This is a genomic window from Marinomonas sp. S3726, from assembly GCF_000967665.1.
GTDB lineage: Bacteria > Pseudomonadota > Gammaproteobacteria > Pseudomonadales > Marinomonadaceae > Marinomonas.
Window position 1 is genome coordinate 11,630 of sequence record NZ_JXYC01000006.1, and the last position, 16,892, is coordinate 28,521.

Genomic DNA, 16,892 nt, shown 5'->3' on the forward strand with positions numbered 1-16,892 from the left:
ATGAAATCATATTAAGCCTCATTTTTATTTTGCTACAGCTTATTTCGTTATTTCATTAGGCTTGGGGTTTTATTGGGTAAGGGTAGCAGGGCTCTTTTTTTTCTAAGTAGCCAGTGAGGAATGGTGCTTGATCATATTTTGCGGCAGCTGCATACATTTCTTTTATATGTGGTTTGATTATCCAGTCATCTAAGATTTTTACCCCAAAATCTTCTAGTTGGAAGGCATCTTTAATAATTTCTTTTAAATCAGGTTTCTCTTTCCAATCTTTAATTATATCGAAAAAAACCTCTTTAAGAGAAAGCTCATCGCCTTCAATGATAGCTAAATCATCTTCAGTTAGTGGGTAATTAGTTGGATAAAAGTCTGGTAAACTGGTTATTAATTTAACCGAAAAACCTCTAGGGTCTGCTAATAGTGAACCTAACTCTCCAAAAATAGTGACATCTTCAACCATGGCTTGAGCAAACAGAAGTCGATATAAAATGATGTTAAGAAACTTCTGCTCTATATCATTTTCTTCTCTGGCATCACTCAAATAATATTCGAAGGCATTAAGAATCGTGGTGTTATGAGCTTTGTACCAATGCTCAGCCGTTGGTTCATTAAGATAATCTAACCAAACCTGAACAGGGACTGGTAAATCAGCTTGGATGAGTTTTTCATCAAAAACTTTACCTGCTAACTCAGAAAAATAGATAAACCTCAAATTAACGTTACGCCACCAAGGACTACCATCTTGAATAGGATCGTTGAGCGGGTTAAATACACCTCGATTAATTTCCCATTTCAAAAAGGCAATTTCAGAGTCGCCATAATTATAGGGGTCGAGTAAGGTTGAGCTTCCATGGTTGAGGTAGAAATCTTGTCTTACTTTGAGCCTTTGTTGAGGTTTGTTTTCAATATCTTGGCAAAGTTTGGCGACTTCTTGTTCTAATTGAGCATATGTTTTCATCTTATCCCTCTCTTTCCATTTGATGATTGATATTTCTATATGAGTTGTTTCTAAACTAATATTAATCAGGATAGTGAGAGGGTCAAATTTATGAACTCTTATTCAGAAAGTATTATTAAAACTTATTTAAAGTATTTTGACCTCTTATTTATCGTTTAAGTAAAGAGTGTAAGCCGTAATAGATGCTTGTAGAGTATTAGATACCAGTAGTCCAGCGATAGACTTTAAGTTTTATGTATTAAAGTTTTGAACGCTATTTTTGCTTTATAAAAAGTTGTTTAAGGTGGATGTTCTATTTGGTGAGATTCATCGTATGCTTATGAGAATATTGAAGTGATAAATTAGGTTTTAGCTAGGCTCTTTAAGCTGTAAAAATATGACAATTACGCTTATTCAAAAAGCTTAATATTTATACTATGCATATTTTTGTTACTAATCTTGGTAGCTTTTGTTATTGAGAGAATTTGAAGAATAGCCGAATCTGTTAGTCATAGTTACCCTGTTGAAATGTAAATGGGGACAAATGAAAAAAACAATAAGAGGTCAAGGCCATGCCTGAGTATAAAGCGCCATTGCGTGATATTAAATTCGTAACAGAAGAAGTGTTGGATGTTAAAAGTCATTACGCCAACCTGCCGGGAGCTGAAGAAGCTACCCCTGATATGATCGCTGCAATTCTGGAAGAAGGTGCTAAGTTTGCTGAGCGTGTTTTATCTCCGCTAAACCGAGTTGGTGATCAGCAAGGCTGTACTTTTAAAGATGGTGTGGTAACGACACCAGAAGGCTTTAAAGATGCTTATCAGCAATATGTTGAGGGTGGTTGGCCATCTCTTCCTCATCCTGAAGAGGTGGGTGGGCAAGGTCTTCCTGAATCTCTCGGTTTGATGGTGACAGAAATGATTGGTACTGCGAACTGGTCTTGGGGTATGTACCCAGGTCTGAGTCATGGTGCTATGAATACACTTGAATCTCATGGAACCGATGAGCAAAAGCAAACATACTTAACTAAGTTGGTGTCTGGTGAGTGGACAGGAACCATGTGTTTGACTGAGCCTCATTGTGGTACAGATTTAGGTTTGCTAAAAACTAAAGCTGAGCCTCAAGCCGATGGTTCTTACGCTATTTCAGGTACAAAAATCTTCATCTCAGCGGGTGAGCATGATATGGCTGACAATATCGTGCATATCGTTTTAGCACGACTTCCTGATGCACCTGCTGGAACCAAAGGTATTTCTCTTTTCATCGTACCAAAATTTAATATTGATGATGCTGGTGAAGTGGCTGATCGTAATGCGGTAGCTTGTGGCTCTATTGAGCATAAAATGGGGATTCATGGTAATGCAACCTGTGTCATGAACTTTGATGGCGCTAAAGGTTTCTTAATCGGGCCTGAAAATAAAGGCTTGAACTGCATGTTTACCTTTATGAATACGGCGCGTCTAGGTACAGCACTTCAGGGGTTAGCTCATAGTGAATGGGCTTTGCAGAACTCTGTATCTTATGCTCGTGACCGTTTGCAAATGCGTTCTTTATCTGGCCCTAAAGCACCAGAGAAAGCGGCTGATCCAATTATTGTTCACCCTGATGTTCGTCGTATGCTATTGACACAAAAAGCCTTTGCAGAAGGTGGTCGAGCTATGATTCATTATTGCTCTATGCTGGTGGATATCACTAAAAAAGGTTCGCCTGAAGATAAGGCTCATGCAGATGAGCTAATGTCTCTTCTAACCCCAATCGCAAAAGCTTTCTTGACAGAAACAGGTTATGAAGCTGCAAACCTAGGTATGCAAGTTTATGGTGGTCATGGCTTTATTTCTGAGTGGGGGATGGAGCAAAACGTACGAGACTGTCGTATCTCTATGCTTTATGAAGGTACAACAGGTATCCAAGCACTAGATTTACTAGGCCGTAAAGTTTTGATGTCTCAAGGTAAGACGCTAAAAACCTTTACTAAGATTATCCACAAGTTCTGTAAAGAGCATAAGGGTGATAAACGCTTCAAGCCGTATATCTCTACTTTGAGCAAGCTTAACAGCGAATGGGGTGATATCACTCTGAAAGTAGGTATGAAGGCTATGCGTAACAAAGATGAAGTGGGTGCGGCATCTGTTGATTACCTAATGTTCTCTGGTTATGTTGTTCTAGCATATTTCTGGGCAAGAATGGCTGTGACAGCACAAGTTCAGCTAGATGAAGGTTCTGATGAAGAAGGTTTCTATAAGTCTAAATTGCAAACTGCAACCTTCTATTATGATCGTATCTTGCCTCGTACTCGCTCTCATGTTGAAGCGATGCTTTCGGGTTCTGATAACCTATTGTCGATTGATGAAGAAAACTTCGTTTTCTTATAAGTTCTTAATTAATATGAAAAAAACCTTACTTTCAAGTGTTTTGAGAGTAAGGTTATAAACAGATAAATATGTAAGAGGTATATATGAGCAATTCTAAAGTAGTTTTTGATTCAATGATTGAACGTTTTGATGCAGAGGAAGCAGATGATATGGAAGCTGTTTTTCAATTCGAACTAGATGATGCTGATGACTATCATATTGCAATAAATGACGGTGCTTGTGAGCTTGCAGCAGGTGAGCATGACGACGCTACCGTTACCTTGTCTATGGATCTTGAAACACTTAAAGATATTATGAGTGGTGAGCTAGATGGTATGGCTGCTTTCATGCAAGGTAAAATCAGAGCTGATGGTGACATCATGCTTGCGACAAAATTGAATCAAATTTTTCCTCAGTAATTTGATTGCCAACTCATACCATATGAGTTGTAAAACCCAACGTTAATAAGCTAACGTTGGGTTTTTGACATAAGAACTTTCCCCAATATAAAAAAAACAAAGCGGAGCATTAATATGCTGACAGAAACTGAGTCTTCACTTCATAAAGAGCCTGGTAGTTGGATACCAGAATCATTAAATCCACATAATTTTCAGTCTGTTACAGAAGTATTGAAAAAAAGCTGTAATGACTTTGCTGAACTCCCTGCATTTAGCTGCATGGGTCGAACCATGAGTTTTAGAGAGCTAGATGAAAAATCCAACCATTTTGCGGCATATCTGCAAAATGAAACAGATCTTGTGCCTGGCGACAGAATTGCTATCCAATTGCCTAATGTTTTGCAATATCCTGTTGTTACTTTTGGCGCTTTAAAGGCGGGTCTAATAGTTGTAAATACTAATCCCTTGTATACCGCTAAAGAGCTAGAGCACCAGTTCAATGACTCGGGTGCTAAGGCATTGGTTGTATTTGCTAACATGGCAAGCACAAGTGAATCGATTTTGGCAAAAACAGGTATTAAGCATGTTTTTGTGACTGAAATAGCGGATTTTCATCCGCAACCTAAACGCTTATTAATTAATAGCATTGTTAAATACCTTAAAAAAATGGTCCCAGAATATAGCCTGCCGATGGCGAAAAAGCTAAACGATGCTATTGCTAAGGGACAAAATTATCAGGTTAAGATTATAGATAAGAGTCCTGGTGATATTGCAGTTTTACAATATACTGGTGGTACAACGGGTGTAGCTAAAGGCGCAATGCTAACTCATGCTAACCTGATATCTAATATGCACCAATTAGGTGATCGCCTTGATGCACATTGTATTAAAGGTGAAGAAACCTATGTTGCACCTCTTCCTATGTATCACATTTATGCCTTTATCATTCATGGCCTAACCTTACTTGAAAAGGGTGCTCAAACGGTTCTTATTCCAAACCCTAGGGATATCCCAGGTTTTGTAAAAGAATTAAGTAAGTGGAAGATTACAGGCTTTGTTGGTTTAAACACTTTATTTGTGGCGCTTTGTAATAATAAAGATTTCCAAGCATTGGACTTCTCTGCTTTAAAAATAACAGCATCAGGTGGAATGCCTTTAACTCATGCTGCAGCAGACGAATGGGAAGCTGTGACTAAGTGTAAAGTGGTTGAAGGCTATGGATTAACTGAAACTTCACCTGTTGTGTCTTTCAACCCTCCAGGAGAGCAGCAAATTGGAACCATAGGTATCCCAGTTGCAGAAACCATAGTTAAAATTTTAGATGATGATGGCAATGAAGTACCTCAAGGTGAGTCCGGCGCTCTTTGTGTTTCTGGACCTCAAGTTATGAAGGGGTACTGGAAAAGAGAAGCAGCAACACAAGAGATTATGGTAAATGGTAACTTTTTAAACACTGGTGATATTGCTTTAATCCAAGCTGATGGTTATCTGAAAATTGTAGACAGAGCTAAAGATATGGTGATTGTCTCAGGCTTTAATGTTTACCCTACAGAAATTGAAGATTGCTTATGCTCTCATCCAGACGTTCTTGAAGCCGCTGTTATTGGGATCCCTGATGAAAAAACAGGTGAAGCGGTTAAAGCCTTTGTTGTTCTTAAAGGTGATGATGTGCAGTTTGATAGTAAAAAGCTTCGCAACTATTGTCGCGAAAGCTTAACGGCTTACAAAGTGCCTAAAATCATCGAAGCGAGAGACGATTTACCAAAAACTAATGTGGGTAAAGTTCTACGTCGTGCCTTAAGAGATGAAGAGGTTGCTTAGGCTGTGAGTTTGTCATCAAGCTCCTTCATTATTAATCAAGCAGAAGCTGATGAGCCTGTGGTGAGAGAGTTAAAGCATCGCAGGCGAGTCATTAGTGATGGCTACCTTAGAAGTGATGAGCTTTGGGAAGTTGAAGCTCAGATGCAAGATATCAAGGCATATGATGTGTGGCGTGACTTTGATGGAGAGCTTGTAGCTCAAGATACACCATTTCACGATATTAGTGTACGTATCGCTCTTGATGACACATTTGTCATTAAGGAAATAGATGTTCGCATTGATGCTCACCCTTTTCCTAATTGCCATGAGATTGCGCCAAACTTTAATCGCCTTGTTGGCACATCAATTACGTCTGGTTGGCTATCTCATGTGAAGAGGGAGTTTAAAGGTGTTGCTGGTTGCACTCATGTTCTAGAACTCATGCCTGTGGTTGCAACCACTGCTTTTCAAATGATGTGGTATCCATTAAGTGATAAGTACCCTGAAAGAGCTAAATTAGCGATTAACTCTTTTTCTGATAACTGTCATGGGTGGGCTGAAAAAGGGCCTATGATGACTAAAATTAGACAGGGTGAAGTCGGTTAGTTCTTATATAGATTGATTGTTACGAATGAATACTCATGCCATTTAAACGTGTCATGAGTATTTTTTTTGCCCAGAAAATAAAAAAACAAAATGGAGCTTAACGTGGAAGCACTAATTCTTGAAAAAATTGAAAATGGTATTCAGACATTAACGATTAATCGATCAGATAAAAAGAATGCGATTACGCTAGATATGTATTTGGCTTTAACGCAAGCACTCAATAGTGCTAAACAAAATGATGATGTTAGAGTGACTTTGATAACAGGTGCTGGTGCAGACTTTAGTGCTGGTAATGACTTAGCAGAGTTTGTAACGCTCGCTCAAACGCCAGATAAGTTAAATACAACATTTGACTTTCTTCATACTATTGCAACTTATCCAAAGCCCTTGGTCGCAGCTGTTGAAGGAATGGCAGTTGGTATTGGTGTCACCATGCTTCTACATTGCGATTTGGTTGTCGCAAGTCAGTCAAGCACGTTTATTCTACCCTTCGTTAAATTGGGTCTAGTGCCTGAGGCTGCATCTAGCTTACTTGTTCCTAGTTTAGTAGGACATCAGAGGGCGTTTGAGCTTTTGGTGTTAGGTGAGGCTTTTGATGCAAATTTAGCCCTTGAGTTAGGTTTAATAAATAAATCATGTGATCTTGGATCAGCCTATGAAGATGCGTTAGTTTATGCCAATAAGCTGTCTGTTTTGCCGACACAAGCAGTGCAGTTAAGTAAGAGACTTTTGAAGCAACCAAAAGAAGATAGTGTGCAACTGAGCTTGGCAAGAGAAAGCCGTGTGTTTAAGGAAAGGCTGACCTCTCAAGAGGCAAGAGATGCTTTTATGGCGTTTCTTAATAAAGCTTAATATGAAGCTTTTTAATATTAGTTATATTTAATTTGATGAATTAATAATCGACTTCTGGGTGTTTTCGACACTTATCTATCATGTTTAGAGTGAGTGTTTTCAAGGGATGAATTGTATTTGAAGATTTTTGTTAGTTAACTGTGGCTTTTTTGTTATTGATGAAAAATTGTCAGAATTTAGTATTAAGTACAAATGACGACCATCCAAATTAATAAAGTATTAGGGTGCTTGTAAGTTCTAAACTTGTTTTGGACTTAGTTTAAAAATAGACACGAGGGGCGTATGAAAGTATTAGTCGCAGTTAAGCGCGTTGTTGATTACAACGTCAAAGTAAGAGTACAAGCTGACCACAAAGCAGTCGAGCTTGCTAATGTAAAAATGTCTATTAACCCATTTTGTGAAATAGCTGTTGAAGAAGCTGTTCGCTTAAAAGAAAAAGGCATAGCAACCGAAATTGTAGCTGTTTCAATTGGTTCAAAAGGTTGTCAAGAGACGTTAAGAACAGCGTTAGGTTTAGGTGCTGATCGTGCGGTTCAAATTGAAACTGAAGACGGTGTTGACTCTTTGGCTGTTGCTAAGCTTCTAGCGGAAGTTGCTAAAACTGAATCACCAGATCTAATTATTCTCGGTAAGCAAGCAATTGATTCTGATAATAACCAAACTGGTCAGATGCTGGCTGCATTGCTTGATATGCCTCAAGCAACATTTGCCTCTGAAGTTGTGGTTGAAAATGGTGAAGCACAAGTTACCCGTGAAATTGACGGAGGACTTCAAACACTTGCTGTGAGCTTACCAGCAGTCGTAACCACAGACTTACGTTTGAATGAGCCTCGTTTTATTAAGTTACCAAATATTATGAAGGCTAAGAAAAAGCCTCTAGATGTTAAAACGCCTGAAGAGCTAGGTGTTTCAACAGCATCTAATGTCAATGTTATTTCTGTGACACCACCTGCAGAACGTCAAGGTGGCATTAAAGTAGGCTCGGTAGCTGAGCTTGTAGAAAAATTGAAAAATGAAGCGAAGGTGATTGCATGAGCATTTTAATTATTGCAGAACATGATAACGCGAACCTAAAACCAGCTACTTTAAATACGTTAGCTGCTGCCACTCAAATTGGCGGAGATGTTGATCTTTTGGTTGTTGGAGCTAACTGCCAGACAGTTGCTGAGCAGGCCTCAAAGGCGGAAGGTGTTTCACGTGTTTTGTTAGCTGATAATTCTGTTTATGAATATCAGTTGGCTGAAAATGTTAGTAAATTGGTTGTTGAACTATCTGAAGGTTATAGTCACATTTTAGCGCCTGCAACAACAACTGGTAAAAATATGCTTCCTCGTGTTGCTGCTTTACTTGATGTTGCTCAACTTTCTGATGTCATCAAAGTTGAAAGTGCTGATACCTTCGTTCGTCCGATTTATGCTGGTAATGCGATAGCTACGGTGCAATCAAACGATACCGTTAAGGTTATTACTATTCGTGCAACTGGGTTTGATCCTGTTTCAGCTGAAGGTGGTAGTGCAGAGCTAGTGACACTTTCTCAAGTAATTGCTTCAGATAAGAGTCGTTTTGTTGGTGAAGAGCTTGCGGAATCAGATCGTCCAGAACTAACAGCTGCAAACATTATTGTTTCAGGTGGTCGTGGTATGGGAAGTGGCGATAACTTTAAAATTCTTGATGGTGTTGCTGATAAGTTGGGCGCTGCTGTTGGTGCATCTCGCGCAGCAGTTGATGCTGGTTTTGTACCCAATGATTTACAAGTGGGTCAAACAGGTAAAACAGTGGCTCCCGATTTATATGTCGCAGTTGGTATTTCTGGTGCAATTCAGCATTTGGCAGGCATGAAAGATTCCAAAGTAATTGTTGCTATCAATAAAGATGAAGAAGCGCCAATTTTCCAAATTGCAGATTATGGTTTAGTGGCAGATCTTTTTGAAGCTGTACCAGAGTTAGAAAGCGCGTTGTAAGCGATTGAGCATTTGCTCGATATTATTAACTTTTAAATAGGCAGTGAATGCTGCCTTGCCTTAGGCTCATTTTTAAATGAATCCAAGGAAAGGTCAAAATAAGAAAAATTGGAGATCAGCATGATTTTTGAAGGACAAGCAATAAAGGTAGCTGAAAAGTCACCTGGGATTGCCATCGTCACTCTTGATTTACAAGGTGAATCAGTAAATAAATTTAATAGCTTAACTTTGCAAGAATTAGGCGAAGCCGTTTCTGCATTGAAAGTACAACCTGGTTTGAAAGGTGTTGTTTTTGCTAGTGCGAAAGATGTTTTCGTTGTTGGTGCGGACATTACTGAGTTTTCGACTTGGTTTGAATTAGAAGACGAGCTATTGGCTGAAAAACTGCGTGCAGCCCATAAAATCTTCAATGATATTGCTGCTCTTCCATGTCCAACTGTTGCGGCAATTAATGGTGTTGCTCTAGGTGGTGGCTTTGAGCTTTGCTTGGCCTGTGATTACCGTGTCATGGCAGATTCAACTAAAGTTGGTTTACCTGAAACACAATTAGGTATTTATCCAGGTTGGGGCGGTACAGTTCGTTTACCTCGTATTATCGGTGTTGATAATGCTTGTGAATGGATTTGTGGAGCAGGTCAAAAACGTGCCAATGTTGCTTTAAAAGATGGCGCCGTAGATGCAGTTGTTAAGACTGAAAAAGTGTTAGAGTCTGCGCTTCACTTAGTTGAGCAAGCTGCTTCTGGTAAGCTTGACTATATGGCTCGTCGCGAAGAAGAAACGGCACCTATGGTTTTCTCTGCTATTGAGAAAATGATGATTTTTGAATCAGTTCGAGGTGTTGTTGGTGCTAAAGCTGGCAAACATTACCCAGCGCCTATGGCTGCGATTAAATCAGTAGAAAAAAATATCGGTCAAGCTTTTGAAAAAGCTTGTGAAACTGAAATTACTGGTTTTATCAAAATGGCGAAAACGCCAGTTGCTAAATCTCTTGTTAACCTTTTCTTAAGTGATCAGCAAATCAAGAAAACATCTGGCGCTCTAATTAAAGATGCGACACCTGTCAAACAAGCCGCTGTATTAGGTGCCGGTATAATGGGTGGTGGTGTTGCTTACCAGTCTGCTTCTAAAGGCACTCCTATTATTATGAAAGACATTCGCACAGAAGCGATTGATCTTGGCCTGAATGAAGCTACTAAGCTGTTAAATGGACAGGTTTCACGTGGTCGTTTAACTGCTGATAAAGCGATGAAGTCTCTAAGCAAAATTGTACCTGCTTTGACTTATGGTGAATTTGAAAATGTCGACCTAGTTGTTGAAGCGGTTGTTGAAAATGTGAATGTTAAAAAGTCAGTATTGGCGGAGACTGAAGGCCATATTGCTGATGATGCTATTTTGACCTCTAACACTTCGACAATTTCGATTACTGAGCTTGCGACTGCACTTAAACGCCCTGAAAACTTTGTTGGTATGCATTTCTTTAATCCTGTGCATAAAATGCCTTTAGTTGAAGTTATCCGTGGTGAAAAATCTAGTGAAGTTGCTGTTGCGAAAACTGTAGCTTATGCACAAGCAATGGGTAAAACACCAATTGTTGTGAATGACTGCCCAGGCTTTTTAGTTAACCGTGTTCTATTCCCTTATTTTGGTGGTTTTGCTGCCATGATGAAAGAGGGCGCAGATTTCCGTCAAGTAGATAAAGTGATGGAAAAATTTGGTTGGCCAATGGGTCCTGCTTATTTGATGGATGTAGTCGGTATTGATACGGCATACCATGCAGATGAGGTGATGGCACAAGGTTTCCCTGATCGTATGCAGCATGAAGGTGTGAGTGTCATTGATCGCTTGTTTGAACTTGAGCGTTTTGGTCAGAAAAATCAAAAAGGCTTCTACACTTACGAAAATGATCGTAAGGGTAAACCGAAGAAAATTTACAATGAAGAAATCGTTGAGCTTCTGGCGCCGACTGTTGAGTCTCAAACTGAGTTAACAGAAGAAGACATCATTGCTCGTATGATGATTCCGCTATGTATTGAAACTGTTCGCTGCCTTGAAGAGAATATTGTTGCTTCACCAGCTGAAGCTGATATGGGTCTTATCTATGGTATCGGTTTCCCTCCATACCTAGGTGGCGCAATACACTATCTTGACCAAATGGGTCTTGCAGCATTCTGTGAGCTAGCTGATAAGTTCAGTCACTTGGGTAAACTTTACCACCCAACAGAGCAAATGCGTGCTATGGCAGCCAATAACGAAACTTACTACGGCAATGCTGCTAAGTAATTCATAGGTCGAGATTAGGAGATAATCCATGAAATTGAATCCAAACGATGTAGTCATCATTGATGCCGTACGCTCACCTATGGGTAAGACGAAAAACGGTGTATTTAGAAATGTACGTGCAGAAAATCTATCTGCTGGTCTAGTAAAGGCTTTGTTCAAACGTAACCCTGGTGTTGACGTAAATGAAGTAGAAGATTTGATCTGGGGTTGTGTTAACCAAACGCTAGAGCAAGGTTTTAATATGGCTCGTGCAGTCGCTCTTATGGGTGGCTTACCTGTAACGTCAGCCGCTCAAACTGTGAACCGTTTATGTGGTTCATCAATGTCTGCAATTCATACTGCTGCTCAAGCTATTATGACAGGTCAAGGAGACGTGTTCGTAGTAGGTGGTGTAGAGCACATGGGCCACGTAGATATGATGCATGGTGTCGATGTTAACCCTGCAATGTCTAAGCATATGGCAAAAGCGTCCATGATGATGGGTGTAACAGCTGAAATGCTAGGTAAGATGCATGGAATTAGCCGTGAAGATCAAGATGCCATGGGTGTACGTTCACACCGTCTTGCTCACGAAGCCACTTTGGCTGGCCGTTTTGATAATGAAATAGTGCCTATTGAAGGACATGATGCAGAAGGTAATAAAATTTTAGTTGAAGTAGATGAGGTTATTCGCCCAGAAACCAATATGGAATCTTTAGGTGGATTACGTCCTGTCTTCATGCCAAAAGGCGGTACAGTAACTGCAGGTACTTCTTCTGCACTGTCTGATGGTGCTTCTGCTATGTTGATGATGTCAGCTAAAAAAGCAGAAGAGCTTGGGGTGACACCTATTGCTCGAGTTAAGAGTATGGCTGTGGCTGGCTGTGATCCAGCGATTATGGGTTATGGACCTGTTCCTGCATCTAAAAAAGCACTGAAACGTGCAGGTTTAACTATCTCTGATATTGAAATTGTTGAGTTGAACGAAGCTTTCGCTGCGCAGGCACTACCTGTAATGAAAGACCTTAAACTACTTAATGATTTAGAAACCAAAGTGAATCTGAATGGCGGTGCTATCGCTCTCGGTCACCCACTGGGTTGTTCAGGTACGCGTATTTCGACAACATTGCTTAATGTGATGAAGGAGAAAGATGCAACACTAGGTCTTGCTACTATGTGTATTGGCATGGGGCAAGGTATTGCAACCGTTTTCGAACGTTTGTAGTTGAAAAAGGGTGCACCCCCGCGCCCAATTTCAATGTTATTGAAAGTCCATCTCTGTCTTTTAGCCCCTCTTTGAGGGGCTTTTTTTTGCTTAGAAAAAGTGCTTATAATTTATTTATTCGAGCTAAAAGTTTAACTTTCAAAAAGGAGCTGCAGTGTGGAGTATCGACAAGCAAGCTTGGGAGACCTTGATGCAATTGCAAATCTACATGCTAAAAGTTGGCAAGAAACTTATACCGGCATTTTGTCTGATGAATACTTAGAGGGAAACGTATTACAAAATAGGCTAGATGTTTGGCGTAAAAGATTGACTAACAAAAATGAGAATCAAACGGTTTTACTTGCTGAGGAGGCGAATAACCTGCTTGGTTTTATTTGTTTAATGAAAGCGCCGAGTGCAAAAACAATTTTGTTAGATAATCTACATATTGATTCCAGCCATAAAGGCAAAGGTTTAGGAAGACGACTTATTGATAGGGCTTTATCAAGTTTGGGTGATCTAGAGGGGGTTAGTTTGTATTTAGAGGTGTTAGCAAAAAATAAAAACGCTATTAACTTTTATGAAAAATTAGAAGGTAAACGAACCAAAGCCAATGTATGGAATTCTCCTTGTGGCAGTAAGGTAGAGGAGTTTGTTTATGTTTGGCCAAGTACGGATGCATTACTTGAGTTATTAAAGTGTAAAGTTGAAGTTAAGCAAAAGTAGAGGCTAAATAAATTTATTGGGTGTGATAAATCAAGATAGGTCAGGGTCAATGTATAGAGTAAAGGCAAGGGTAATTAAAAACACTCTTGCCTTTACTCTTACTACAATTGGTGAAAGCTATTCTTTAACAGGTTTTTGGTACCAAGGGTTAAGTTGATCAGTCATTTGGAAGAGGTTGTTCTTTTTATTAAGTTTTTGACCACCATCTCTTGTTAGAGGTTGCCACTCAAAATTAGCTCTACTTGAGTTAGGCTTAATTGTTAAAATATCAAAAGGAACTGTAAAGTAGAAACCTTTGGTAAAGCTGCCCTCACCAAATTCTTCAGCAGACATGTCTGTCTTGCTTGCATAAGCCCCAACGATAATGCCACTGTTGAACTGCTTGGAAAAGTCCAGTTGAAAACCAATATCACCTGCTAAGAATTTACCATAATCTAGTTGGAACAAGGTATCTTGTAGGAAACCCCATTCTGGTCTGTAGTAAACAGATGCATGACCAGTTGTACCTTGTGAGAGCACTTCTTCTGTACTGCTATACTCCCAAGGGCTATTGAATGTACCTAGCCAAGAATCGGGCTCTCTCTGGGATACAAGGTTCCAATCTAGGCCAAGTGCCCAGTTAGCACCTTTTTGACGGTATAAAACTTCACTGCCGACACCTGCAAACATTTGTTCTAAATAGCCAAAGTAAAACTGTTGGTACCAATCTTGGTTATATTTTTGGAAATTACTCAGTTGTAAGCTGTTTATATAGGCTTGATTGTCATGTATGTATTCTCGCGCTAGGGTTCTTACTCTAGGGTTAGATGTTCCATCGCTTGGAACTGTATAGTTAAATTTGTCGTAATTATCTAATAGATTGAGGTAGAAACTTGACTCAAGTTGCCAATTTGATGACAACCAGTATGAAACGTCAAGTTCAATACCTATGCTATATAGGTAAAAATCCTCGGCGCTTCCAAGTGTTTGAGTAAGCCCTGGACCAAAACCATAATTAAAGTTTTGATCGTTTGTATAGCTAGGGTTAGAGCTTGGTAAATTGTTGTTATCAAGATCAGTAATGGCATCTTGAATTCTAGGATTAATATAATTTACTTCTGCATAGTCTGCATGCTTATCACGTGAAACTATGCTGCTTTTAACTGGTATATTTTTAACTTTTTCTATGATTAAAAAGTCGTTAATATCTTCGGGAAGCTCATTTGATAGGATTGAAGAAGCTTTATCTTGAGCTATAAATCTATTTCTATACTTTTTTTGCTCAGCGACTAAAGTGAGAGTGGAGTCTTCTAAGTAAAACTCATTTTCGTTGTAACCTGCGATATCTGCTAGTTGACTATCTATGGACTCCCAATCTATCTCATTTGTATCAATATTATTTTGTGTATGATTTAAGTTAGGTGCTTGTAGGTCTTGTGAAAATGATCTGTTTTTGTATAACTGTTTGTTTTTATTGAAATTTGTAGAAAGGCTAATACCTAAAGTTACGGTATTCCCTCTTTCGTAGCTAAAACGGGCATCCGCATAATCACTGAGGCCATATACAACTCCAAAGTTCCAAGGGCTATCTTGAATCATTGATACATTACCACTTGTGAGCGGAGCATCTTGACTATAGTCATTACCGTCGTATTCAAGCTTGAGTCTTAATGGCGCATAAAGAGTTTGGTATTCAATACCACCAAAAAGTGCTGAATTACCTTTGAACCATCTTTGTGAGTCAATAGTGCCGCCATTATCAGAAAAGCTGGAGTCACGGTTACAATAAGAATCGCTATAACTACATAGAGGGTTGGAGATATTGCCACTTTGTCCAAGGTAGCCCCACCCCAATCCTAATGTAAAATCGAATTGTCCATAGTTATCAGTTGCTAGACGCTTTGTAGCAGCAATGAACTCTCCATCAAATAAGCCAGTGCCACCTATATCTCTTAATCCGATTGATGTTTCAGGTAGCCAATTAGTCTCTTTAAATAATCTAATTTTGGCATCAACACCTTTATCAGCAAACTTGGTGTCACCACTAAACACTTCACTATTACTGAAGAGCAAATCTTGTACTTCTGTATAACGAATCGTACTTTCAAACCAGGGCATCAGCTGCAAAGAAAAAGAATAGAATTCATATTCAGAGTTTTGTGTGTAATTAAAAGAAAATTCACCTTCTTTTGCCATACGACCAGTTGGCATTTGCATTAATCCAACACCGCCAAAGTCCATTTGAGATACTTTAAGTGTATGAGGCTCAAATGGATAACTTGTATGGTTTTCAGAAGCAATAAGGTGTTGTGAAAATAGAGTGCTTGCTAAGGGTATAAGGTAATATTTAGGCATTAGTAAACCACGTGATGTTGTAGCAAGTTTGTAACGTTTTGATTAATAGTCTCGGCTTTGTAGATATTTCTATTTAATCCCACATAAATGATTGCTCCTGGTGATAAATAGTACTTATTGCTACTCCAGTAATTTATCTTCGGGGTAATGACTTGTTTATCTGCCTGAATAATTCTAATGTTTTCTGTAGTGAAGTTTTTGTTTTTATAATGATCACGTAAGTAGTTTTCTAAGTGATATCCGGCGTTTAATTTTAGCCTTACGATTTTCTCAAAGTTTTGAGGGTCAATTAAAATAACGAAATCAGGTCTCTTTGGTAAATAAAGTTGGTAGTCACCTGAAATAATGGGGTTTAGTCTGTTATTTTGTTGTATTCTCTCAAGATCAAGGGTGATATTTTCTTGTTGAAAAAAATTGAGGTTTTCTATAATTGTTCGTAGGTTAGATGTATTTGCATTGCTAATAACTTCTAAGTGCTCTAAAAGTTTAGTTTTTGTGTTTTGTATAATAGTGTTTGTATTGTTGTTTTTTTTAATTAGAGCTGAGCCTAGTGGGTATGCTGAATATTCAATGTTCTTATTTGCGTCAATTAATAACTGAGATAATTTAGGTGCATTATGATAACTTAAACTAATACCTTGCTGAGGTATAGTGACTTTTAGAGTAGTTTCACTGTTAGCTTTACTAATACTAAATAAAATAGGTACTAATAAAATTAAGATGTAACGGAAAAGATTAAATTTTGCTATCATAATTAATTACTTACTTTTGTTTTTTTTACTTTGGCAAGAAACTTTTGACAAAGCTCATTTCTATCTTATCCATATTTGGTCCAAGATATTGTATTGACTTAACCACTTGACCATTATCATTCAACCAGTAATGATTTGTTAATTCTGTCTTAAGTTCGTTAAAGTTTATGACTTCTTTCACATGTTGGGCCTGTAGAGACCAAGACGCAAGACTAACTGTTTCTTTTTTAACTAACTTTGAATTTATACTAGCGCTAAAATGGTATTTATAGAGCGGCATCCAGTCATAATATGCAGACCATTTGTTAGTCTGAACTGAAGGTCGAGGAAGGTTTGAATTCAAATTGTCCTTTTGGTTAATTCCTATAAGATTACTTTTAAACCCTAAACTTTTAACTATCCTACTATTTTCAGTTATTAGTATATAACTATCAGCTGAAACCCATTTAAAACGCTGGTAATTATTTAAATTATTACCCTCTATTAAAGCAAGTACCATTAGTATTTTCCGACCATCATTTAAACGTACATAAGCGCTATCATAAGGGAAGTCTTTAAGCTCATCTTCACTGAGCTCAATATCTTTTAAGCCCTTGATTGATGCGTTAACTGTACTAAAGGAGTCCTTAAACTTTTGAGTGCAGGCAGACAATAAAAATAGGCTAATAAAAAAAGTTAGCTTAGTTCCATGCATTCTCGTTAATCGCATTATTTT

Annotated in this window: 14 protein-coding genes; 10 read left to right on the top strand and 4 right to left on the bottom strand. The window is 38.5% G+C overall.

The window, feature by feature from the left end; translation table 11 throughout:
* Window positions 1–55: 55 nt before the first annotated feature.
* Entirely contained in the window at window positions 56–955 is a 900-nt protein-coding gene (locus TW85_RS05445; RefSeq protein ID WP_052701900.1) for a hypothetical protein, read from the bottom strand.
* A gap of 551 nt (window positions 956–1,506) precedes the next feature.
* Here TW85_RS05445 and TW85_RS05450 point away from each other — a divergent pair.
* The 10 genes from TW85_RS05450 to TW85_RS05495 all read left to right on the top strand — a co-directional run bounded on the left by TW85_RS05450 (window position 1,507) and on the right by TW85_RS05495 (window position 13,091).
* Entirely contained in the window at window positions 1,507–3,306 is a 1,800-nt protein-coding gene (locus tag TW85_RS05450; RefSeq protein WP_046016095.1) for an acyl-CoA dehydrogenase C-terminal domain-containing protein, read from the top strand.
* An 83-nt stretch (window positions 3,307–3,389) separates the two neighbouring features.
* Window positions 3,390–3,704 (top strand): SCP2 sterol-binding domain-containing protein, encoded by a 315-nt coding sequence (locus TW85_RS05455; RefSeq protein WP_046016096.1) that lies wholly within the window; start codon window positions 3,390–3,392, stop codon window positions 3,702–3,704.
* A 114-nt stretch (window positions 3,705–3,818) separates the two neighbouring features.
* A complete protein-coding gene (locus TW85_RS05460) occupies window positions 3,819–5,504 on the top strand; it encodes an AMP-binding protein (protein ID WP_046016097.1) in 1,686 nt (561 codons plus the stop codon).
* A gap of 3 nt (window positions 5,505–5,507) precedes the next feature.
* Complete coding sequence (locus tag TW85_RS05465; protein ID WP_238326165.1) at window positions 5,508–6,089, top strand: DUF2889 domain-containing protein; 582 nt, start codon at window positions 5,508–5,510, stop codon at window positions 6,087–6,089.
* 102 nt (window positions 6,090–6,191) lie between these two features.
* Window positions 6,192–6,941: an enoyl-CoA hydratase gene (locus TW85_RS05470; RefSeq protein WP_084616134.1), complete on the top strand. Its 750-nt coding sequence runs from the start codon at window positions 6,192–6,194 to the stop codon at window positions 6,939–6,941.
* 282 nt (window positions 6,942–7,223) lie between these two features.
* Window positions 7,224–7,976, top strand: a complete 753-nt coding sequence (locus TW85_RS05475) for an electron transfer flavoprotein subunit beta/FixA family protein (RefSeq protein ID WP_046016099.1) — start codon at window positions 7,224–7,226, stop codon at window positions 7,974–7,976.
* The gene (locus tag TW85_RS05480) at window positions 7,973–8,902 is read left to right on the top strand and encodes an FAD-binding protein (RefSeq protein ID WP_046016100.1); all 930 of its coding nucleotides are present in this window, start codon (window positions 7,973–7,975) and stop codon (window positions 8,900–8,902) included. The genes TW85_RS05475 and TW85_RS05480 overlap by 4 nt, the downstream gene beginning before the upstream one ends.
* 120 nt (window positions 8,903–9,022) lie before the next feature.
* Window positions 9,023–11,182: a fatty acid oxidation complex subunit alpha FadB gene (fadB, locus tag TW85_RS05485; protein WP_046016101.1), complete on the top strand. Its 2,160-nt coding sequence runs from the start codon at window positions 9,023–9,025 to the stop codon at window positions 11,180–11,182.
* A 28-nt stretch (window positions 11,183–11,210) separates the two neighbouring features.
* Entirely contained in the window at window positions 11,211–12,386 is a 1,176-nt protein-coding gene (fadA, locus tag TW85_RS05490; protein WP_046016102.1) for an acetyl-CoA C-acyltransferase FadA, read from the top strand.
* A 156-nt stretch (window positions 12,387–12,542) separates the two neighbouring features.
* Window positions 12,543–13,091, top strand: coding sequence for a GNAT family N-acetyltransferase (locus TW85_RS05495; RefSeq protein ID WP_046016103.1), 549 nt, complete (start codon window positions 12,543–12,545; stop codon window positions 13,089–13,091).
* Between the two features lie 117 nt (window positions 13,092–13,208).
* Here TW85_RS05495 and TW85_RS05500 read toward each other — a convergent pair whose 3' ends face one another.
* From TW85_RS05500 to TW85_RS05510, 3 genes are read right to left on the bottom strand one after another with little or no spacing between them, the layout of a single operon-like run.
* Window positions 13,209–15,425, bottom strand: a complete 2,217-nt coding sequence (locus TW85_RS05500) for a YjbH domain-containing protein (RefSeq protein ID WP_046016104.1) — start codon at window positions 15,423–15,425, stop codon at window positions 13,209–13,211.
* Window positions 15,425–16,177, bottom strand: a complete 753-nt coding sequence (locus tag TW85_RS05505) for a capsule biosynthesis GfcC D2 domain-containing protein (RefSeq protein ID WP_046016105.1) — start codon at window positions 16,175–16,177, stop codon at window positions 15,425–15,427. Before TW85_RS05505 ends, TW85_RS05500 begins: the two co-directional genes overlap by 1 nt.
* 25 nt (window positions 16,178–16,202) lie before the next feature.
* On the bottom strand, window positions 16,203–16,886 hold the full coding sequence (locus tag TW85_RS05510) for a YjbF family lipoprotein (protein ID WP_052701902.1): 684 nt from the start codon (window positions 16,884–16,886) through the stop codon (window positions 16,203–16,205).
* Window positions 16,887–16,892 lie beyond the last annotated feature (6 nt).